Genomic DNA, 20501 nt, shown 5'->3' with positions numbered 1-20501 from the left:
ATACGCCCCGATTCCGCTATAATTCGAGGTTTTCGAAGCGCAGGATCATCATGGAAGCAGAACGCCTCAACGCCATCTCCGGTGCCATCTCCGATCTCCGTTCCCGGACGGAAGATCTACGGGGGTATCTTTGACTACGATGTCAAAGTAGGAAGGCTGGAAGAAGTCAACGGCTTGCTGGAAGACCCGGACGTCTGGAACAACCCCAAGCGCGCCCAGGATCTCGGCAAGGAAAAGAAAGCCATCGAGGGCGTCGTAAGTGTCCTCGGCAAGCTCACGGACGACCTGACCGGTGCCGATGAGCTGTTCGAACTCGCCAAGGAAGAAGGCGACGACGAAACGCTGGAATCGATCGAAGCCGATGTCAAGGGCTTCGAGGAAATCGTGGCCGGCATGGAATTCCGCCGCATGTTCTCGGGCGAGATGGACCAGGCCAATGCCTTCATCGACATCCAGGCCGGCGCGGGCGGCACCGAAGCGTGCGACTGGGCCTCGATGCTGCTGCGCCAGTACCTGAAGTACTGCGAGCGCAAGGGCTTCAAGGCCGAGGTGCTCGAAGAGTCGGAAGGCGACGTGGCCGGCATCAAGAGCGCGACGATCAAGATCGAGGGCGAATACGCCTTTGGCTACCTGCGCACGGAAACCGGCGTGCACCGCCTGGTGCGCAAGTCGCCGTTCGACTCTTCGGGCGGGCGCCATACCTCGTTCTCGTCGGTGTTCGTGTATCCGGAAGTCGACGACTCGTTCGAGGTCGAGGTCAACCCGGCCGATCTGCGCGTGGATACCTATCGCGCGTCGGGCGCCGGCGGCCAGCACATCAACAAGACCGATTCGGCCGTGCGGATCACGCACATGCCGACCGGCATCGTGGTGCAGTGCCAGAACGACCGTTCGCAGCACCGCAACCGTGCCGAGGCCATGTCGATGCTGAAGTCGCGCCTGTACGAGCACGAAATGCGCAAGCGCCAGGCCGAAGCCGACAAGCTCGAAGCCGGCAAGACCGACGTGGGCTGGGGCCACCAGATCCGCTCGTACGTGCTGGACCAGAGCCGCATCAAGGACCTGCGCACCAACGTGGAAATGTCCAACACCCAGAAGGTGCTGGACGGCGACCTGGACCCGTTCATCGAGGCCAGCCTCAAGCAGGGACTGTAAGGCCGGCGCCATGCCCACCGTGCGGGCATGGCGCCGGACCGCATCCGCCAACCATGCACCGCCCGCCGCGGGTGGCGCTCCGAACCGGGCATCATGAGCGAAGCAGACCACCTCTACATCATCACCGGCGCCTCGCGCGGGCTCGGTGCGGCGTTGACCAATGCGCTGCTCGTGCCGGGCAACCGCCTGGTATGCGTGGCGCGCAGCCGCAACCTGGAACTCGAGCGCGTGGCCACCATGAGCGGCGTGCCGGTTGCCTGGCACCTGCAGGACCTGTCGCAGCCCGCGTCCGCCGCCGGCTGGCTGTCCAGCGTGCTGGAGAGCCAGGACCGGCCGGCCAGCGCCACGCTGATCCTCAATGCCGGCGTGGTCGAGCCGATCGGCCCGCTGTCGCGCCTGCAGGAAAGCACCCTGCTGCCGCACCTGCTGACCAACCTGGCCTCGCCGATGATCATGACCGGCGCGTTCCTGGAACGCACCGAGAAGTTCGACTGCCCGCGCAAGGTGCTCGCCATCTCGTCCGGCGCGGCACGCCGCCCGGTCGAAGGCTGGAGCGCCTATTGCGCCGGCAAGGCCGGGCTCGACATGTTCATCCGTTCGGTCAATGCTGAATACGCCGGCACCCCCGCACCGCGAACGGTTCGTGCCGTGGCGCTCGCACCGGGCGTGGTCGACACCGGCATGCAGGACACCATCCGCAATGCCGACTTTGCCCAGGTGCAGCGCTTCCGCGACCTGAAGGCGAACCAGCAGCTTGCCTCCGCCGAAGACACCGCCGGTCGCATCCTTGCCTACCTGCATCGTCCGGACTTCGGCAGCACCGAGCTGGACGACCTGCGCAATTACTGAAGCCATACTGAATCCGCGCGCGGCATGCCGCGCGCGACCCGACAAGACATCATGACCGAACCCACCCGCGCCCAGGGCGCCCCGACCGCAGAAGCACCGGCCGCCGACGAAAACAAGATCATCGCGGAGCGGCGCGAGAAACTGGCGGCCCTGCGCGAGCAAGGCGTGGCCTTCCCGAACGATTTCCGTCCGACGCACCAGGCCGCCGCGCTGCACACCCAGTACGGCGAGACCGACCAGCCCGCGCTGGAAGCCGCGCCGGTCGAAGTGGCCATCGCCGGCCGCATGATGCTCAAGCGCGTGATGGGCAAGGCCAGCTTCGCCACCGTGCAGGACGGCAGCGGCCAGATCCAGTTCTACATCACGCGCGACAAGGTCGGCGAAGACGTCTACGCCGCCTTCAAGCACTGGGACCTCGGCGACATCATCAGCGCGCGCGGCGTGCTGTTCCGCACCAACAAGGGCGAGCTGTCGGTGCAGGTGCAGGAACTGCGGTTGCTGTCCAAGTCGCTGCGCCCGCTGCCGGACAAGTTCCACGGCCTGGCCGACCAGGAAATGAAGTACCGCCAGCGCTATGTCGACCTGATCGTCTCGCCCGAGACCCGCAACACCTTCCGTGCGCGCACCAACGCGATGTCGTCGCTGCGCCGCCATATGGCCGACGCCGGCTTCATGGAAGTGGAAACGCCGATGCTGCACCCGATCCCGGGCGGCGCCGCGGCCAAGCCGTTCATCACGCACCACAATGCGCTGGACATGCAGATGTTCCTGCGCATCGCGCCCGAGCTGTACCTGAAGCGCCTGATCGTCGGCGGCTTCGAGCGCGTGTTCGAGATCAACCGCAACTTCCGCAACGAAGGGGTGAGCCCGCGCCACAACCCCGAGTTCACCATGATGGAGTTCTACGCTGCCTACACGGATTACCGCTGGCTGATGGACTTCACCGAGAACCTGATCCGCCAGGCCGCCATCGACGCCAGCGGCACCGCGGTGCTGAATTACCAGGGCCGCGAACTCGACCTGTCCAAGCCGTTCCATCGCCTGACCATCTGCCAGGCCATCCAGAAGTTCGCGCCGCAGTACACCGATGCGCAACTGGCCGATGTCGAGTTCCTGCGCACCGAACTGAAGAAGTTTGGCGTCAACACCAGCGCGCCGCAGTTCCTCAACGCGGGCATCGGCACGCTGCAACTGGTGCTGTTCGAGGAAACCGCCGAAAGCCAGCTGTGGGAGCCGACCTTCATCATCGACTACCCGGTGGAAGTCTCGCCGCTGGCGCGCGCCTCGGACACGGTGCCGGGCATCACGGAGCGCTTCGAGCTGTTCATCACCGGCCGCGAGATCGCCAATGGCTTCTCGGAGCTGAACGATGCCGAAGACCAGGCCGACCGCTTCCGCAAGCAGGTCGAGCAGAAGGACGCCGGCGATGAAGAGGCGATGTACTACGACGCGGACTATATCCGCGCCCTCGAATACGGCATGCCTCCGACGGGCGGCTGCGGCATCGGCATCGACCGCCTGGTGATGCTGCTGACCGACAGCCCGAACATCCGCGACGTCATCCTGTTCCCGCATCTGCGGCGCGAGGACTGAGTACGGTCGTACGGGCCAGCGCTGGTCAGTGAAGCCCCGCCCTTTTGGCGGGGTTTTTCATTGATGCGCCTGCCTCCCGCCCTTCTCGCCCTTCTCGCCCTGCTGGCTGCACATCGCGCGAAGAATATTCCGTAATAAGGAGGACCCGCCTCACCCGGGCAACCGTCTGTGCGCTTTGCTATGATTTCCGAGCGCCCCCGCATATCGGAACCCCCAAGATGCAATGCGCCAACCGCAGGACCTTCCGGATCTGGCAACGAGTGATGCCGCTGGCTGGCGGCCTCCTGCTGGCCACGCTCCAGCATGCCGCGCATGGCCAGGAACTCCTGCTGATGGGCGGCGTGCACACCAATCCGCCGATCCACGGCGACGACGACCGCAGCGGTGTCTACGCCTACAGCTACCAGCTAAACCTCACAGACCGCTGGTATGCAAGCTACACCTACCTGAACGAAGGACACGTCAGCGGCCACCATCGCGACGGACATGCTGCCCTGCTGTGGTGGCGCTGGCTGACGCCGGGCCGCCAGTTCGCGGTGTCTTTCGGTGCCGGCCCTTACCTATATTCCGACACTGCCGACGAACAGCCGGACGGCAGCTACAGCAACCATCACGGCGTCGGGCTACTGGCCAGCGCGGCGGCTACCTGGTATGTGAGCGGCGGCCCCTGGATGATGCAGGCGCGATACAACCGCGCGCAAACCTGGTCGAGTTTCAACTCGAACACCGTGCTGCTGGGCGTGGGCTACCAGCTCGACCACGGCCGGCGCGACGGCCCCTTTGTCGCGGGCACGCGCACCGGCACGCTCACTGGCGATGAACTGACGATCTTCCTGGGCACCAGCATCGTCAACAGCTTTGCTTCGGAAACGGAATTCGCCGCGGCCGCGGAGTATCGGCACGGCTTCTGGCGCGGCATCGAAGGCACGCTCAGCTATCTGGCGGAGGGGAGTTCCGAACAAGTTCAGCGGCGCGGCGTGGCGGCGCAAGCGTGGCTGAGCGGCGGCTTCTTTGGGGACCGGCTGACACTGGGCATCGGCGCTGGGCCGTACTACGCGACCACGCTGCAGGTCCGCGGGCCAGGTGCGGACAGCTCGCCCTCCCGCTGGGCCGCGCTGCTGACGCTGTCGGCCAGCTACCGGCTCAGCGAGCACTGGCTTGGCCGGCTGTCATGGAATCGCGTCATGACGGGCTACGACCGTGACGCCGATATCTTCGTGGCTGGCGTCGGATATCGTTTCTGAGGGCGGTCGGATCGACCGGCTGCTGAAGCCGCTCAGCTGGCTTCCTCGATCCACGCTGACTGGATCGCTTCAAGGATCTTCTCGCCCGAGCGCTCGGGCAGGTCGCTGAAGCCGTCCAGTTCCAGCACCCATTTGCGCAGGTCCGTGAAGCGGATCGTTACCGGATCCACGTCGGGAAACTTGTCATACAGGGCCGCGGCGATATCGTAGGTGTCGGTCCACTTCATGGGGTTCTCCGGGCCTCAGTGGCCTTCCTTTGCGTGGTTGATGGTGTACTTCGGGATCTCGACGGTCAGGTCTTCGTCGGCGACGATGGCCTGGCATGACAGGCGCGAGTTGGGCTCCAGGCCCCAGGCCTTGTCGAGCAGGTCTTCTTCCTTCTCTTCCGCTTCGTTGAGCGAGTCGAAGCCTTCCCGCACGATCACGTGGCAGGTCGTGCAGGCGCACGACTTCTCGCACGCGTGCTCGATGTCGATGTCGTTGGCCAGCAGCGCGTCGCAGACGCTGGTGCCGGTCTCGGCTTCGATCACCGCCCCTTCCGGGCAGTATTCGGCGTGGGGCAAAACGATGATCTGTGGCATGTCGTGTCCTGGTATTGATGCTTGGCGATGCGAGGGCCGGTGATCAGCCGAGTTCCTGCACCTTGCGCCCGGCCAGCGCGCTCTTGATCGAGCGGTCCATGCGGCGGGCGGCGAATTCGTCGGTGCCGCGCGACAGTGTCTCGACCGCGGCCTTGATGGCGTGGTGATCCTCGCCGGTGGCAATGTCGCGCACCGAGGCAATCAGCGCCTCGACCGCGGTACGTTCGTCGGCGGACAGCAGGTCGCCGTCGGTCTGCAGCGCGCGCGTGGTGGCTTCGACCAGGCGGTCGGCCTCGACGCGTTCCTCGGCCAGCGCGCGGCTCTTCATGTCGTGCTCCGCTTCGCGGAAGCCTTCCTGCAGCATGCGCGCAATGTCGTCGTCGGCCAGGCCATACGACGGCTTCACGGTGACCGACGACTCCACGCCCGAATGCGTTTCACGCGCGGTGACCGACAGCAGCCCGTCGGCGTCGACCTGGTAGGTCACGCGGATGCGCGCCGCACCGGCCACCATCGGCGGGATGCCGCGCAGTTCGAAGCGCGCCAGCGAACGGCAGTCGCTGGCCAGTTCGCGCTCGCCCTGCAGCACGTGGATCGCCATGGCGGTCTGGCCGTCCTTGAAGGTGGTGAACTCCTGCGCGCGCGCCACGGGGATGGTGCTGTTGCGCGGGATGATCTTCTCCACCAGGCCGCCCATGGTTTCCACGCCGAGCGACAGCGGAATCACGTCCAGCAGCAGCCAGTCCTCGCCCGGCGCATGGTTGCCCGCCAGCAGGTTGGCCTGCATGGCGGCGCCGAGCGCGACGACACGGTCCGGATCGAGATTGGTCAGCGGTGGCTGGCCAAAGAAGTCGCCCACCGCCTTGCGGATGGCCGGCATGCGCGTGGCCCCGCCAACCAGCACGACGCCCTGGACTTCGTCCGGCGCCACGCCCGCATCGCGCAGCGACTTGCGCACCGGCGCCAGCGTCTTCTGCACGAGGTGCGCGGTAATGGTGTTGAAGACCTCGTCGGTCAGCATCAGGTGCACGATCTCGCCGGAATCGAGCACGGCGTCGATCACCGTGCTGTCGCTCTCCGACAGGGCCTCCTTGGCCGCGCGCGCGCGCACCATCAGCAGGCGGGTGTCCTGCGCCGACAACGGCTGCAGGCCGGCCTGCTCGACGATCCAGCACAGCAGGCGCTGATCGAAATCGTCGCCCCCCAGCGCGGAATCGCCGCCGGTCGACAGGACTTCGAATACGCCCTTGGTCAGCTTCAGGATGGAGATATCGAAGGTGCCGCCGCCGAGGTCATAGACCGCGTAGATCCCTTCGGACGCGTTGTCCAGGCCGTAGGCGATCGCCGCCGCGGTGGGCTCGTTGAGCAGGCGCAGCACTTCCAGGCCGGCCAGGCGCGCGGCGTCCTTGGTGGCCTGGCGCTGGGCTTCGTCGAAGTAGGCCGGCACGGTGATGACGGCGCCGACCAGGTCGTCGCCGAGCGAGTCCTCGGCGCGCTGGCGCAGGGTCGCCAGGATCTCGGCCGAGACTTCCACGGGGCTCTTCACGCCGGCGACGGTCTTGATCTGCACCATGCCGGGCGCATCGACGAAATCGTAGGGGCTGTGCTCGTTGTGGGCCACGTCCTTCAGGCCACGGCCCATGAAGCGCTTGACCGAAACGACGGTGTTCTTCGGGTCGCGCACCGCCTCGTCCTGGGCGCGGTAGCCGATATGCGTGGTGCGGTCCGCCAGGTAGCGCACCACCGAGGGCAGCAGCGCGCGGCCGCGATCGTCGGCCAGGACTTCGGGGATGCTGTTGCGCACCGCCGCCACCAGCGAGTTGGTGGTGCCAAGGTCGATGCCAACGGCCAGCCGGCGTTGGTGGGGCGCCGGCGACATGCCGGGTTCGGAAATCTGGAGCAGTGCCATGATGTTTCTTCGCTTTCTCGTGCGCGAGGGTGACTGCCGCGCAGGCGGCTTTCGCGACGGGCGCCATTGTCACATGGCCCCGCCAAACGTGCCGGGACTACTCTTCCAGCCGATCGATCGCCTCGCTGGTGTCGTGTTCGATCTTCTCGATGAACATCAGCTGCCGTACCGCCGCGCCCGCCGCCTCGTTGTCGCCGGCGTCAAGCAGCGCGCCAAGCGCCGCATGCCGCTCGCGCTTTTCCTGGCGCAGCGCGCGCAGCAGGCCATCCAGGCGTTCGATACCACGAGACTCGACGGCGTCCTGCAAGTCCTCGCGCCATTCCATCTGCTGCATCAGGAACGCGGGCGACATGGCGGTGTTGTTCTCCGCCTGCACGTCCACGCCGCGCAGTCCAAGCAGGTAGATCGCGCGCTTGAGCGGCTGGCGCAGCGTGCGGTAGGCCTCGTTGGCGTGCGCGGCCCACTGCATCGCCACGCGCCGCTCGGCCTCGCCGGCATTGGCGAAGCGGTCCGGATGCGCCTGCGACTGCACGGTCCGGTATGCGGCATCGAGCGCCGCCTCATCCACGCCGAACTGCACCGGCAAGCCGAACAGCGCAAAAAAATCGTCTTTCAACAGCTTCCCCAACAAAAAGGAGCGGTCGCGCCGCCCCCTTGTGCATTCACGTCAACCGCCGCGCGTGCGGCCCTGTTCAGGTGCCCGCGCCCAGTCAGCCGGCGGTTCGTTGCGATCGCATTTCAGGCAGTTCACGGTTGCGCCAAGCCGGGCTGCCCTGCCCTGCTCCGTGGTCGTCCACGGCCGCAGTTGCCAGGGCGGATTGTGGCGCATGTGCTGCCCGTGCCCGCAATCGAGTTCGGCGACCCAGTCGCCTTCCTCGTCCCGGTGGAAGCCGACGATGCAGCGTTCCATCCGGTCCCGTCCGCGCCGCGCTCAGACCGTGAAGGACTCGCCGCAGCCGCACTCGTCCTTCACATTCGGGTTGTTGAAGCGGAAACCTTCGTTCAACCCTTCGCGCGCGTAGTCGAGTTCGGTGCCGTCGATGTACGGCAGGCTCTTGGCATCGACAATGATCTTGAGGCCATGGGTTTCGAACACCTGGTCTTCCGGGTGCAGCTCGTCCACGTATTCAAGCTTGTAGGCCAGGCCCGAGCAGCCCGTGGTCTTCACGCCAAGGCGCAGGCCCACGCCCTTGCCGCGGCGTTCCAGGTAACGGGCCACGTGCCTGGCGGCCTTCTCGGTCATCGTGATCATCGTTGCGTCTTCCTTCTGCGTTCGGAACTCAAGCCACTCAGGCGGCCTTCTGGTCGGCGCCCGGGTGCTTCTTCTTGTAGTCCTCGACGGCGGCCTTGATCGCGTCCTCGGCCAGGATCGAGCAGTGGATCTTCACCGGCGGCAGCGCCAGTTCTTCGGCGATCTGCGTGTTCTTGATCTCCAGCGCCTGGTCGACGGTCTTGCCCTTCACCCACTCGGTCACGAGCGAGGACGAGGCAATGGCCGAGCCGCAGCCGTAGGTCTTGAACTTCGCGTCTTCGATCACGCCGGACTCGTTCACCTTGATCTGTAGCTTCATCACGTCGCCGCAAGCCGGAGCGCCGACCATGCCGGTACCCACGGTGTCGTCGCCCTTATCGAAGGAACCGACGTTGCGGGGGTTTTCATAGTGGTCAAGAACCTTGGTGCTGTATGACATTTTGCTTACCTCGTGCTTAATCTTTTATGGGGTCGTGCTGGCGGGCGGCGCTCAGTGCGCGGCCCACTGGATCGAATTCAGGTCGACGCCGTCCTTGAACATTTCCCACAGCGGCGACAGGTCGCGCAGCTTGCCGATCTTGTTCTTGAGCAGTTCGATGGTGAAGTCGATTTCCTGCTCGGTGGTGAAGCGGCCCACCGTGAAGCGGATCGAGCTGTGCGCGAGTTCGTCGTTGCGGCCCAGCGCGCGCAGCACGTACGAGGGCTCCAGCGAGGCCGAGGTGCAGGCCGAGCCCGACGACACCGCAATCTCCTTGATCGCCATGATCAGCGACTCGCCTTCGACGAAGTTGAAGCTGACGTTCAGGTTGTGCGGCACGCGGTGTTCGAGGCTGCCGTTCAGGTAGACCTCTTCCATCCCCTTCAGGCCGTTCCACAGGCGGTCGCGCAGCATGCGGATACGCTCGTTCTCGGTCGCCATTTCCTCGCGCGCGATGCGGAAGGCTTCGCCCATGCCGACGATCTGGTGCGTGGCCAGCGTGCCCGAGCGCATGCCCCGCTCATGGCCGCCGCCGTGCATCTGCGCTTCGATGCGCACGCGCGGCTTGCGGCGCACGTACAGCGCGCCGATGCCCTTCGGGCCGTAGGTCTTGTGGGCCGAGAACGACATCAGGTCGCACTTCAGCGTGTTCAGGTCGATCTGCACCTTGCCTGTCGCCTGCGCGGCGTCGCAATGGAAAATGATGCCCTTCTCGCGGCAGATCGCGCCGATCTGCTCGACGTCCTGGATCACGCCGATCTCGTTGTTCACCAGCATCACCGACACCAGGATCGTGTCCGGGCGCAGCGCCTGCTTGAACACTTCGATGTCGACCAGGCCGTCTTCCTTCACGTCGAGGTAGGTCACCTCGAAGCCCTGGCGCTCCAGTTCACGCGTGGTGTCGAGCACGGCCTTGTGCTCGGTCTTCACCGTGATGAGGTGCTTGCCCTTGCCCGAATAGAAATTCGCGGCGCCCTTGATCGCCAGGTTGTTCGATTCGGTCGCCCCGGACGTCCACACGATTTCGCGCGGATCCGCGCCGACCAGCGCGGCTACCTGTTCACGCGCCTCTTCCACCGCACGCTCCGCATCCCAGCCATAGGCGTGGCTGCGCGACGCGGGATTGCCGAACTGCTCGCGCAGGTACGGAATCATCTTGTCCGCCACGCGCGGGTCCACCGGCGTGGTGGCCGAGTAATCCATGTAGATGGGGAAATGTGGGGTGCTCATCGTTATGACTGCCTTTTGTTCAGGGGGACCGCTGATCTTTCGTTTCGCTGCTTGCCTGCCGGGCGCTTCAGGACTGCGCCAGGCTGAAAACCGAATTCACCACCCGGGCGCGGACCGGCTTCTCAGCTGCCTTGTCCGGCTTGCCGCGCGCGGCGGGTGCCGCCTGCTGCACGGCCGCATCTTCGCGCATGTCGTGCAGGACAGCCGGCTGCTTGGCGCGCTGCTGGTCCACGAGGTTCTTGAGGGAGACGGAGTCGAGGTATTCGACCATCTTCTGGTTCAGCGTCGCCCACAGTTCATGGGTCATGCAACGCCCGGAGCCGTCATCTCCGTTACAATTGCCCTTTCCACCGCACTGGGTGGCATCGAGCGGCTCGTCCACGGCGATGATGATGTCCGCCACGGTGACGTCTTCCGCCTTGCGCGCGAGGCTGTAGCCACCGCCCGGGCCGCGCACGCTTTCGACGATCTCATGCCGGCGCAGTTTGCCGAACAGCTGTTCCAGGTAGGACAGCGAGATCTTTTGCCGCTGGCTGATGCCCGCGAGCGTGACGGGTCCCTGGTCCTGGCGCATGGCCAGGTCGATCATCGCAGTGACCGCAAAGCGGCCTTTGGTGGTCAGTCTCATGATGCAGGGCTAATACTTGATCGTTTCCGTCAAGTATAAAGGTACCCGACTAATTCAGTCAACTACCCCTACGGCACCGCATCATGCGCCACGGCTTCCGGCGACCGGCTCCGCGCCTGGCATCCGGGGCGGCACGATCAGCGACATCGGGTGCCTCAGGATGCGGCGCCGCACGGCCGCGCTGAGGTCAGCCCGATCCACCCGCTTCAGGTGGCGCGACCGCAGCGCCATATTGAAGGCCAGCGCAAAGCTCACCGCCACGTTCAGCACGCCCATCAGCGCGATGCCCGCCACCGCGAGCCATAGCGAAGGCAGCCGCAGCGCACCAAGGCCCAACACGCCTAGCGCGGTGCCCACGGACCCCGTCGAAAGCGTTACGTGACGCACTTCCATATGGGGGCCGAAGAAGCTCAGGATTTCCGGGCCTAGCCCCAGCAGCAAACCCAGCGACACATTGGCGCTGATGCCTGACATATTGCGCTTCCAGAAATCCGCGAACCGCTGCGCTCCGTGCTCGCCCAGCACATAGCGCAGGCGGCGGTGATGGGCCATGACGTCGTGCACCTTGTGCAGCGCGAACCAGTTGTCGGCCCAACCCGCGATCAGGCTCGACAGCCACAGCAGCACGCCGGTGAAAACCGCATAAATGGGGGTCGGCCCCAGGATCGAGAACGATTCGATGGTGGCAATGGCCTTTGCCGGCGTAATCAGGTTGGCGCCGAGGATCTTGTTGGCCAGCCACTGGATCGCCAGCGCGACGGGAAACACCACCGCCAGGTTGCCGAAGATCGCGGCCGCATTGGACCGGATCATCGCGATCGTATCGTCGACGAATATCTCGCGCCCTTCCGGCCGCCCGGCTGCATCGAGCCGGTGTGCCAGCGCGGGCCCGGTCATGGCAGGCTGCTTCGTGGCCAGCGTGAAATGCGCGAAGTGGATGACAAGAAAGCTGCCCGCATAATTGAGCGAGGCGAGCAGCCCTTCGATGAACTTGTCCAGGTGCAGGCCGTAGATCAGGAACTTCAGGTACACGGTGGCAACGGTGATCAGCCCGCCACCGGCCGCCGCGCGCATGAGTTCGCCATATTCCTTGCGGTCGCGCGTAATGTAGTGCTCGCCGGTCTCGGCCGAGCGCTCCACCACGCGGCGCGCCAGTTGCGCGAATGACGCGCCGGCCAGGTCGGAAACGCTGCGGCGTGCCTGCGTGGAGCGGATCAGTTCCGCCACCAGGTGCGCATGCATGCCCGGACGCCACGGCTCGACCCATGCCGCGAGAAGCAACTCGATACGTGCGAGCTGGACCTTCATGCGCTCGATCTGGAACACGACCTCGACCGAAACCCCGTTCTCTTCCAGATCCGCATAGACCTGAAGCGCGGCGGCGTGGCAACCGTCCAGCAGCCCACGGAAATAATTGAGGCGCTGGCCGAAGGCCTCGTCCGCATGGGTCAGTCCAGGCTCGCACAATGCCTGGATGGCGCTGTCGAGCGGGTAGAACGGCGTGTCTTCCACCCTGCCGCGCAGCCGCGAGCGCACCGACTGGCTCAGGCCGGTGGCACGAACCTGGCTGACCAGCACGGCGATGCTGGTGATCAGCATGTGCTCGAGCGCTGCCCAGTAGCGGGCCATCGCCTGCGCACCGGCTGCGGGGTGCTTGTCGTCAGCCGGGTCCGCGCGCAGCACGCGCGCCAGTCTGGCGAGCAGTTCGTCATCCAGGGCTTCCACCCAATCGGCATCGTGCTGCCCGACAAACAGCAGCGCGAACAGCGCCGCCATATCGCTGCGGTTGGGCGGCGGCGGCAGGAAGCGCGCCTGCAGGCGGTGAACCATCTCGCTGACGAAGCCCGGGTGGGAAGCCACACCCGTGTCGCAGAACAGTGCCGTGGGATCGTTGTCGCGCACGATGCTGCGCACCGTGGCACCAAACCGTTCGGCCCAGCTGGCATGCCGCTCGAGCACCTGCAGCAGGTAGCGCATGCGCACATGTTCGCGAAAGCTGCCGGTGCCGCGCGCGGGACCTTCGCCGCCATCGACCTCCACGCCTGCCATGCCGTCGCGACGGATCCAGAAGCCCAGTTCGATCAGCCATCGGTTGCGGTCCGCCAGCGGCGCATCAGGATCCGCCGCCGTCAGGATGGCGTCGAGTTGAAGGCTGGCATTGCGCGACTCGCGCCATTTCCGGAACAGGGTTCGAAGCATGAATTCTCACAGGGGATGGCGCAACGGCTCAAGCGGGTGCGTCGCGCAGACGCTGGCGCAGCATGTCGACGATGCCATCGCAGGCATCTTCGACGTAGTCGAGCACGCGTTCGAAGCCGTCGCCCTCGCCGTAGTACGGGTCGGGCACCTCGTGCGCGTCGTGATGGGTGGCAAAGCTCATCAGCAGCCGCAATTGCTGCGCATCGGCCTGCGGGCACAAGGCTGACAGGCGTTCGAGATTGTCCTGGTCCATGGCCAGCACCAGGTCGAAACGCGAGAAGTCCGGCAAGCCGACCTTGCGGGCCCGCAGTGCAGACAGGTCATAGCCGCGCCGCTGCGCGTGGCGCTGGGTTCGCGGGTCCGGCGCGCGGCCCAGGTGGTACTCATGGGTGCCGGCCGAATCGAGTTCGACCAGATCCGCAAGCCCTGCCGCGGCGAGTTTGGCGCGCAAGACGCCCTCCGCCGTGGGCGAACGGCAGATATTGCCCATGCAGCACATCAGGATGGCGAATTTCTTCATGGCTTTCTGCCTGGGAATGGGCGAAGCGCCACGCACGCAGCACCAGCCGGCGCAAAGCACCGGCTCGTCGTACCACATGGAGGCCTTGACTGCGAAGGGCGCGATTTTAGCGCCACCGGCCAGCGGCAGGCGGCTAGAGCCGTTTGGCCAGCCGCTCTCCGTGCGCAAAGCCGGCGATTTCGGCGGCTTCGGCAGACTTGTAGTGGTCGGTGATCAGGGATTTTTCGACCAGCGTCGATGCGGCGCGGATATTGCAGCCAGCACGACAGGCGCGGACGGTGTATTCCCACTCGCTTTGCGAGCGCAGCCGTACCTGGACCTGCACTTCATGGGTTTCATAGACCTTCTTCTTCCATTCGCCGATTTCGGCCATAACGGTCTCCAGGAATGATGGGCGTGCCGGCGGGCTGCGTCGTGCAGGGCTAGTTGACCTCGCCGGCGTCGATGGCGCGCATGGCGGCGGCTTCGGCCATGGCGACCGCGGCTTCGGGCGTCGGCGCCTTGCCGGCCAGCGCCTCGAAAGTCGGGCCCGAAGGTTCGCCGAAGGCATCGGCAATCCTCAGCTGCGCGGCAAAGCCGCCACCCGCTTCCGGAACCGCGCTCGCGACCACCGTATAGCCACCATATTCGAACTGCCGTTCCATGTCGGACTCCAGCGCGTTCACGGCAGCTTGGCTGCCAGGACTTCGATCTTCTGAATCGGGGGCGCACCAACGAACAGTTCCGGCGCCCTGGCGATCAGCGCTGCCGCCACCTTGCCGGCGAGATGCGCATCGCGCGAAGCCTCGTCGGGAAAGGCATCAAAGATGCCAAACCGCGATGGCCCCAGCCGCAGCGCGAACCAGGCCGTGGTGCCAGCCTCCTGCTCGACCACCGGCAAGCCGTCCTTCAGGAACTGCTCCACTTCGGCTTCCTTCCCGGGCACGGCTTCGAGCGGCACCCACAGCGCTAGCTTGACCATGGCACATCTCCTGATCTGGCAAGACGCTTTTCACTATAGGCCAGCACGCAGCCCTGTCGCGCCGCGAACGCGCTACACCGGCGGCTGCAGCGCCTCGTCGCCGCTGGCGCCGAACAGCTGCGCCTTGAGCTTGGCGAGCTGGTCGCGCACCTGCGCCGCCTTTTCGAATTCGAGATTCCTGGCGTGATCCATCATGAGCTTTTCAAGGCGCTTGATCTCCTTGGACACCTGCTTCTCGCTCATGTCCTCGTAGCGGGCGCGCTCCTGCGCCGCCTGCAGTTCGGCCTTGACCTCGCCGGCATCGTAGACGCCGTCGATGATGTCCTTGATCCGCTTGACCACGCCGCGCGGCGTAATGCCGTTGGCCTCGTTGAAGGCCATCTGCTTGGCGCGGCGGCGCTCAGTTTCATCGATGGCGCGCCGCATCGAATCCGTCATGCGATCGGCGTACAGGATCGCCGTGCCGTTCACGTTTCTCGCCGCGCGGCCAATGGTCTGGATCAGCGAACGCTCGGCGCGCAGGAAACCTTCCTTGTCCGCGTCGAGGATGGCCACCAGCGACACCTCCGGGATATCCAGCCCTTCGCGCAGCAGGTTGATGCCCACCAGCACGTCGAAGGTGCCAAGGCGCAGGTCGCGAATGATTTCCACGCGCTCCACGGTGTCGATGTCCGAGTGCAGGTAACGCACCTTGACGCCGTTTTCCGACATGAACTCGGTCAGCTGCTCGGCCATGCGCTTGGTCAGCGTGGTCACCAGCACGCGCTCGCCGGCCTCCACGCGCAGGCGGATCTCGGACAGCAGGTCATCCACCTGCGTCCCCGCCGGGCGCACGATGATGGTCGGATCGACCAGCCCGGTCGGGCGCACCACCTGCTCCACCACCTGCCCCGCATGCTCTTGCTCGAACTGGGCCGGCGTGGCGGAAACGAACATCACCTGCCGCATCTTGCGCTCGAATTCGCCGAACTTGAGCGGCCGGTTGTCCAGCGCCGACGGCAGCCGGAAGCCGTACTCGACCAGCGTGGTCTTGCGCGCGCGGTCGCCGTTGTACATGCCGTTGAGCTGGCCGATCAGCACGTGGGATTCATCGAGGAACATCAGCGCGTCCGGCGGCAGGTAGTCGACCAGCGTCGGCGGCGGATCGCCCGGTTTCGCGCCCGACAGGTGGCGCGAGTAGTTCTCGATGCCCTTGCAGAAGCCCAGCTCGGACAGCATCTCCAGGTCAAAGCGCGTGCGCTGCTCCAGCCGCTGGGCCTCCACCAGCTTGCCTTCCTTGTGGAAGAACTCGAGCCGCTCCCGCAGCTCGGACTTGATGTTCTCGATCGCGCGCAGCACGGTTTCGCGCGGCGTCACATAGTGGCTGGACGGATAGACCGTGAAGCGCGGGATCTTCTGGCGCACGCGGCCGGTAAGCGGATCGAAGAACTGCAGGGACTCGACTTCGTCGTCGAACATCTCCAGCCGCACTGCCATCTCGGCGTGTTCCGCGGGGAAGATGTCGATGGTATCGCCACGCACGCGAAACGTGCCGCGCTGGAAATCGGTCTCGTTGCGCGTGTATTGCATGGCGATCAGCCGCGCGATCACGTCGCGCTGGCTGACCTTGTCGCCGGCGCGCAGCGTGAGGATCATCTGGTGGTATTCGCTCGGGTTGCCGATACCGTAGATGGCCGACACCGTCGCGACGATCACCGTGTCGCGGCGCTCCAGCAGGCTCTTGGTGGCCGACAGGCGCATCTGCTCGATGTGCTCGTTGATCGACGAATCCTTCTCGATAAACAGGTCGCGCTGCGGGACGTAGGCCTCGGGCTGGTAGTAGTCGTAGTAGCTGACGAAGTACTCGACGGCATTGCGTGGGAAGAACTCGCGGAACTCGGAATACAGCTGTGCCGCCAGCGTCTTGTTGGGCGCAAAAACGATGGCCGGACGCCCCATGCGGGCGATTACGTTGGCCATGGTGTAGGTCTTGCCCGAGCCTGTCACCCCAAGCAGCGTCTGGAACGACAAGCCATCGTCAACCCCCTCCACCAGTTGCCGGATCGCCTCGGGCTGGTCGCCGGCCGGCGGGAACGGCTGGTAGAGCTGGAACGGCGAGCCCGGAAAAGTAACGATCTTGTCTTCGTCCAGGGCCGGCGCAACTTCGGCAAGGTTTGACATAGGCGGCTAGGGGAAAAACCTGAGAAAAGGGGGCGGATACGCTAGAATCTTGGGGTTGCACAGCCCGCTTCAAGCCGTCAACGCCAGCAAGCAGGTCTGCCGCACGCCCCCCAGCGCAGTCCGAAGCATTCTACGCCTTCCCGTTTTCTTACATTGCCGACCACGAGAGTCCAAATGAGTTTGTTTTCTGCCGTCGAGATGGCCCCGCGCGACCCGATCCTGGGCCTGAATGAAGCTTTCAATGCCGATACCCGCGCCACCAAGGTGAATCTGGGCGTTGGCGTGTACTTCACCGACGAAGGGAAGATTCCCCTGCTGCGTGCCGTGCAGGAAGCGGAAAAGGCGCGCCTGACGACCGCCACGCCGCGCGGCTACCTGCCGATCGAAGGCATCGCCGCCTATGACCAGGCCGTGCAGTCGCTGCTGTTCGGCAAGGAATCGCCGCTGATCACCGAAGGCCGCGTTGTGACGGCCCAGGCACTGGGCGGCACCGGCGCACTGAAGATCGGCGCCGACTTCCTGAAGCGCCTGTACCCGGCCTCCAAGGTCGCCATCAGCGACCCGAGCTGGGAAAACCATCGTGCCCTGTTCGAATCGGCCGGCTTCGAAGTGGTGAACTATGCCTACTACGACGCGCCCAGCCACGGCCTGAACTTCGCCGGCATGCTGGAATCGCTGAAGTCGTACGCGGCCAACACCATCGTCGTGCTGCACGCCTGCTGCCACAACCCGACCGGCGTCGACCTGTCGGCCGAGCAGTGGAAGCAAGTGGTCGCGGTGATCAAGGAACGCAACCTGATCCCGTTCCTGGACATGGCCTACCAAGGCTTTGCCGATGGCATCGACCCGGACGGCGCTGCCGTGCGCCTGTTTGCAGAGTCCGGCCTGCCCTTCTTCGTGTCGAGCTCGTTCTCGAAGAGCTTCTCGCTGTACGGCGAGCGCGTCGGCGCCCTGTCGATCGTCACCACCAGCAAGGAAGAAGCCCAGCGCGTGCTGTCGCAAGTCAAGCGCGTGATCCGCACCAACTACTCGAACCCGCCGACGCACGGCGGCACCGTGGTCGCCACCGTGCTGAACAGCCCCGAACTGCGCGCCATGTGGGAGCAGGAACTGGCCGAAATGCGCGACCGCATCAAGCTGATGCGCCACGCGCTGGTCGACAAGCTGGCCGCCAAGGGCGTGAAGACCGACTTCTCGTTCGTGAAGTCGCAGCGCGGCATGTTCTCGTACTCGGGCCTGACCTCGGCGCAAGTGGACCGCCTGCGCAACGAGCACGGCATCTACGCCGTCGGCACCGGCCGCATCTGCGTGGCCGCGCTGAACAGCCGTAATATCGACGCCGTGGTCGACGCGATCGCCGCAGTGCTGTAAACGCCGCAATGTCGGGTACTGTTGGCATGCCGACAGTCCTGGCACGGTGCGTGCAACAAAAAAAGGCAGCTACGGCTGCCTTTTTCTTTTGTCATGCCGTTTTGTCATGCGGAATTAAGGCCTTTGGGCTATTGTCTTTTCCCATTGCCGCCGTACCTTAGGGTATATGCTGCACGGCACGATCGTTTGGTTGCGTGCATAATCAGCACGCAAGTCCACGATAGTGCCCCTCCAGAAAGACGTCGTATTACCAGGCCAGACCGCCATGCTCTATCAACTGCATGAGTTCCAGCGTTCGATGCTGCACCCGCTGACCGCGTGGGCACAGGCGACCGCCAAGACTTTCACCAATCCCCTCAGCCCGTTGTCCCTGGTTCCCGGCGCACCCCGCCTGGCAGCCGGATATGAGCTCCTGTACAGGCTCGGCAAGGAATACGAGAAGCCAGCGTTTGACATCAGGTCGGTACGCTCGAATGGCCGCGACATCCCAATTGTCGAGCAGACCATTCTGGAAAAGCCGTTCTGCAAGCTGGTCCGCTTCAAGCGCTATGCCGACGATCCGGACACCATCAAGCTGCTGAAGGACGAGCCCGTGGTCCTGGTGGCCGCGCCGCTGTCGGGCCACCATGCCACGCTGCTGCGCGATACCGTGCGCACTTTGCTGCAGGACCACAAGGTCTATGTGACCGACTGGGTCGATGCCCGCATGGTGCCGGCTGAACATGGTCCGTTCCACCTGTCGGACTATATCCATTACATCCAGGAGTTCATCCGTCACATCGGCGCGGACAAGCTGCACGTCATTTCGGTGTGCCAGCCGACGGTACCCGTGCTGGCGGCGATCTCGCTGATGGCCTCGGCCGGCGAGAAGACGCCACGGACCATGACGATGATGGGTGGCCCGATCGATGCCCGCAAGAGCCCGACCGCGGTCAATTCGCTGGCGACCAACAAGTCGTACGAGTGGTTCGAGAACAATGTCATCTACACCGTTCCGGCCAACTACCCGGGCCATGGCCGCCGCGTCTATCCCGGCTTCCTGCAGCATGCCGGCTTCGTGGCGATGAATCCGGACCGTCACCTGTCGTCGCACTATGACTATTACCTGAGCCTGCTCCAGGGCGATGCCGACGACGCGGAAGCGCACGTGCGCTTCTACGATGAGTACAACGCCGTGCTCGACATGGCGGCCGAGTACTACCTCGACACGATCCGCGAAGTCTTCCAGGAATTCAGGCTGGCCAACGGCACCTGGGCCATCGACGGCGATCCGGTGCGCCCGCAGGACATCAAGGGCACCGCGCTGCTGACAGTGGAAGGCGAGCTCGACGACATCTCGGGCGCCGGCCAGACTGCCGCCGCGCACGATCTGTGTGCTGGCATCGCGGACGCGGACAAGCATCACCTGTCCGCGACCAAGTGCGGCCACTACGGGATTTTCTCCGGCCGCCGCTGGCGCGATGAGATCTATCCGCAGTTGCGCGACTTCATCCGCAAGTACCGGTAACCGGTACGCTGCCATGCAATAACGCCCGCAGTTGCGGGCGTTATTCATTTGAAGGCGCGCGGCGGACTCAGCGCCGCAGGTAGCTCAGCAGCATCTCCGTGTGCAGCTCGGCAAACCGCTCGTGCTCGTCCTGCGAGGCGACGTCACGGCCGATCACCGCGCTGATCGTGTAGCAGTTCGACAGCACGTAATAGCCCAGCGCCGAGATGGTCAGGTAGAACTGCGGGACATCGACGTTGTCGCGGAACAGCCCCTGCTGCTGGCCGCGACGGATGATGTCCGCCAGCACGTTGACGATCGGATTGACGAGTTGATGCAGGTGCGCCGACTTCTTCAGGTGGCGCGCCTCGTGCAGGTTTTCGCTGTTGACGAGCCGGATGAACTCGGGGTGCTGGTAGTACCAGTCCCAGACGAAGCGGGCCAGCGTGCGGACTGCCGCAACCGGGTCTTCGTCCGTGATGTGCAGCTGCTCCTCCGCAGCCCTGAACTCCGCGTACTGCTTCTCCAGCACGGCAAGGAAGAGCCCTTCCTTGCTGCCGTAGTAGTAATACAGCATGCGCTCGTTGGTCTCGGCGCGGCGCGCGATCTGGTCGACGCGGGCGCCGGCCAGGCCGCCCTTGGCAAATTCCTCCGTGGCCGCCGCCAGGATGCGGCGGCGCGTGCCCTCTGGGTCCCGTTTGGTTCTGGTCTCGTTTGACATGGGGTAAGGGTCGATGTTTGCGCGGATTATGGCACAGCCGTGCGCGCTTCTGGCCGGCTGGCCGTCGCGCATGATGGCCGGTTTTGCCCGATCGCGAAATCGGGGATAATCCGTGCGGCGCATGGCCCGCAGAGGCCGGCGCGCGATTCCGCCGGCAGCCCGCC

22 protein-coding genes are annotated in these 20501 nt (G+C 65.0%); 6 read left to right on the top strand and 16 right to left on the bottom strand.

The window, feature by feature from the left end:
• Positions 1-50: 50 nt before the first annotated feature.
• The 4 genes from prfB to AC3FKG_RS06945 all read left to right on the top strand — a co-directional run bounded on the left by prfB (position 51) and on the right by AC3FKG_RS06945 (position 4841).
• Positions 51-1155, top strand: a protein-coding gene (gene prfB, locus AC3FKG_RS06960; RefSeq protein WP_483711019.1) for a peptide chain release factor 2 whose coding sequence is annotated in 2 segments (ribosomal slippage) — positions 51-131 and positions 133-1155 — 1104 coding nt in all. Because the reading frame shifts where the segments join, the coding sequence is not laid out codon by codon here.
• Between the two features lie 93 nt (positions 1156-1248).
• A complete protein-coding gene (locus AC3FKG_RS06955; protein ID WP_483711018.1) occupies positions 1249-2004 on the top strand; it encodes an SDR family oxidoreductase in 756 nt (251 codons plus the stop codon).
• 51 nt (positions 2005-2055) lie between these two features.
• Positions 2056-3597, top strand: coding sequence for a lysine--tRNA ligase (gene lysS / locus AC3FKG_RS06950; RefSeq protein WP_483711017.1), 1542 nt, complete (start codon positions 2056-2058; stop codon positions 3595-3597).
• 218 nt (positions 3598-3815) lie between these two features.
• Positions 3816-4841, top strand: coding sequence for an outer membrane protein (locus AC3FKG_RS06945; RefSeq protein ID WP_488742735.1), 1026 nt, complete (start codon positions 3816-3818; stop codon positions 4839-4841).
• A gap of 32 nt (positions 4842-4873) precedes the next feature.
• Here the strand turns inward: AC3FKG_RS06945 and iscX are convergent, their stop codons facing one another.
• From iscX to uvrB, 15 genes are all read right to left on the bottom strand, one after another.
• The gene (iscX, locus tag AC3FKG_RS06940) at positions 4874-5068 is read right to left on the bottom strand and encodes a Fe-S cluster assembly protein IscX (RefSeq protein ID WP_483711015.1); all 195 of its coding nucleotides are present in this window, start codon (positions 5066-5068) and stop codon (positions 4874-4876) included.
• 15 nt (positions 5069-5083) lie between these two features.
• Entirely contained in the window at positions 5084-5422 is a 339-nt protein-coding gene (gene fdx / locus AC3FKG_RS06935) for an ISC system 2Fe-2S type ferredoxin (protein ID WP_483711014.1), read from the bottom strand.
• A 43-nt stretch (positions 5423-5465) separates the two neighbouring features.
• Entirely contained in the window at positions 5466-7331 is a 1866-nt protein-coding gene (hscA, locus tag AC3FKG_RS06930) for a Fe-S protein assembly chaperone HscA (protein WP_488742734.1), read from the bottom strand.
• A gap of 97 nt (positions 7332-7428) precedes the next feature.
• Positions 7429-7947: a Fe-S protein assembly co-chaperone HscB gene (gene hscB / locus AC3FKG_RS06925; RefSeq protein WP_483711012.1), complete on the bottom strand. Its 519-nt coding sequence runs from the start codon at positions 7945-7947 to the stop codon at positions 7429-7431.
• Positions 7948-7998: 51 nt separating this feature from the next.
• Positions 7999-8241, bottom strand: a complete 243-nt coding sequence (locus tag AC3FKG_RS06920; protein ID WP_483711011.1) for a DUF3565 domain-containing protein — start codon at positions 8239-8241, stop codon at positions 7999-8001.
• Positions 8242-8262: 21 nt separating this feature from the next.
• A complete protein-coding gene (gene iscA, locus AC3FKG_RS06915; protein WP_483711010.1) occupies positions 8263-8583 on the bottom strand; it encodes an iron-sulfur cluster assembly protein IscA in 321 nt (106 codons plus the stop codon).
• Positions 8584-8620: 37 nt separating this feature from the next.
• The gene (iscU, locus tag AC3FKG_RS06910) at positions 8621-9022 is read right to left on the bottom strand and encodes a Fe-S cluster assembly scaffold IscU (RefSeq protein ID WP_483711009.1); all 402 of its coding nucleotides are present in this window, start codon (positions 9020-9022) and stop codon (positions 8621-8623) included.
• 51 nt (positions 9023-9073) lie between these two features.
• Positions 9074-10297, bottom strand: a complete 1224-nt coding sequence (locus AC3FKG_RS06905; RefSeq protein WP_488742803.1) for an IscS subfamily cysteine desulfurase — start codon at positions 10295-10297, stop codon at positions 9074-9076.
• Between the two features lie 61 nt (positions 10298-10358).
• On the bottom strand, positions 10359-10919 hold the full coding sequence (gene iscR, locus AC3FKG_RS06900) for a Fe-S cluster assembly transcriptional regulator IscR (protein WP_483711008.1): 561 nt from the start codon (positions 10917-10919) through the stop codon (positions 10359-10361).
• An 81-nt stretch (positions 10920-11000) separates the two neighbouring features.
• On the bottom strand, positions 11001-13118 hold the full coding sequence (locus AC3FKG_RS06895) for a site-specific recombinase (RefSeq protein WP_488742733.1): 2118 nt from the start codon (positions 13116-13118) through the stop codon (positions 11001-11003).
• A 28-nt stretch (positions 13119-13146) separates the two neighbouring features.
• Positions 13147-13638, bottom strand: coding sequence for a low molecular weight protein-tyrosine-phosphatase (locus tag AC3FKG_RS06890; protein ID WP_488677247.1), 492 nt, complete (start codon positions 13636-13638; stop codon positions 13147-13149).
• A gap of 133 nt (positions 13639-13771) precedes the next feature.
• Complete coding sequence (locus AC3FKG_RS06885; protein ID WP_483711005.1) at positions 13772-14011, bottom strand: hypothetical protein; 240 nt, start codon at positions 14009-14011, stop codon at positions 13772-13774.
• Positions 14012-14060: 49 nt separating this feature from the next.
• A complete protein-coding gene (locus AC3FKG_RS06880; protein WP_483711004.1) occupies positions 14061-14282 on the bottom strand; it encodes a hypothetical protein in 222 nt (73 codons plus the stop codon).
• 17 nt (positions 14283-14299) lie between these two features.
• Positions 14300-14599: a putative quinol monooxygenase gene (locus AC3FKG_RS06875; protein ID WP_483731765.1), complete on the bottom strand. Its 300-nt coding sequence runs from the start codon at positions 14597-14599 to the stop codon at positions 14300-14302.
• A gap of 72 nt (positions 14600-14671) precedes the next feature.
• The gene (uvrB, locus tag AC3FKG_RS06870) at positions 14672-16759 is read right to left on the bottom strand and encodes an excinuclease ABC subunit UvrB (protein ID WP_488742732.1); all 2088 of its coding nucleotides are present in this window, start codon (positions 16757-16759) and stop codon (positions 14672-14674) included.
• 174 nt (positions 16760-16933) lie between these two features.
• Here uvrB and AC3FKG_RS06865 point away from each other — a divergent pair, with 174 nt between their 5' ends.
• Together AC3FKG_RS06865 and AC3FKG_RS06860 are read left to right on the top strand one after the other, a co-directional pair.
• Positions 16934-18130: an amino acid aminotransferase gene (locus AC3FKG_RS06865; protein ID WP_488742731.1), complete on the top strand. Its 1197-nt coding sequence runs from the start codon at positions 16934-16936 to the stop codon at positions 18128-18130.
• A gap of 265 nt (positions 18131-18395) precedes the next feature.
• Positions 18396-19637, top strand: coding sequence for a polyhydroxyalkanoate depolymerase (locus tag AC3FKG_RS06860; RefSeq protein WP_483711000.1), 1242 nt, complete (start codon positions 18396-18398; stop codon positions 19635-19637).
• A 67-nt stretch (positions 19638-19704) separates the two neighbouring features.
• On the opposite strand, the gene AC3FKG_RS06855 is transcribed toward AC3FKG_RS06860, so the two are convergent.
• Complete coding sequence (locus AC3FKG_RS06855; RefSeq protein ID WP_488677252.1) at positions 19705-20337, bottom strand: TetR/AcrR family transcriptional regulator; 633 nt, start codon at positions 20335-20337, stop codon at positions 19705-19707.
• Positions 20338-20501 lie beyond the last annotated feature (164 nt).

Source organism: Cupriavidus sp. 22TCCZM04-2 (genome assembly GCF_057798895.1).
Note: the sequence above shows the minus strand (reverse complement) of the source record. Positions and strands in the feature narration are given on the sequence as shown.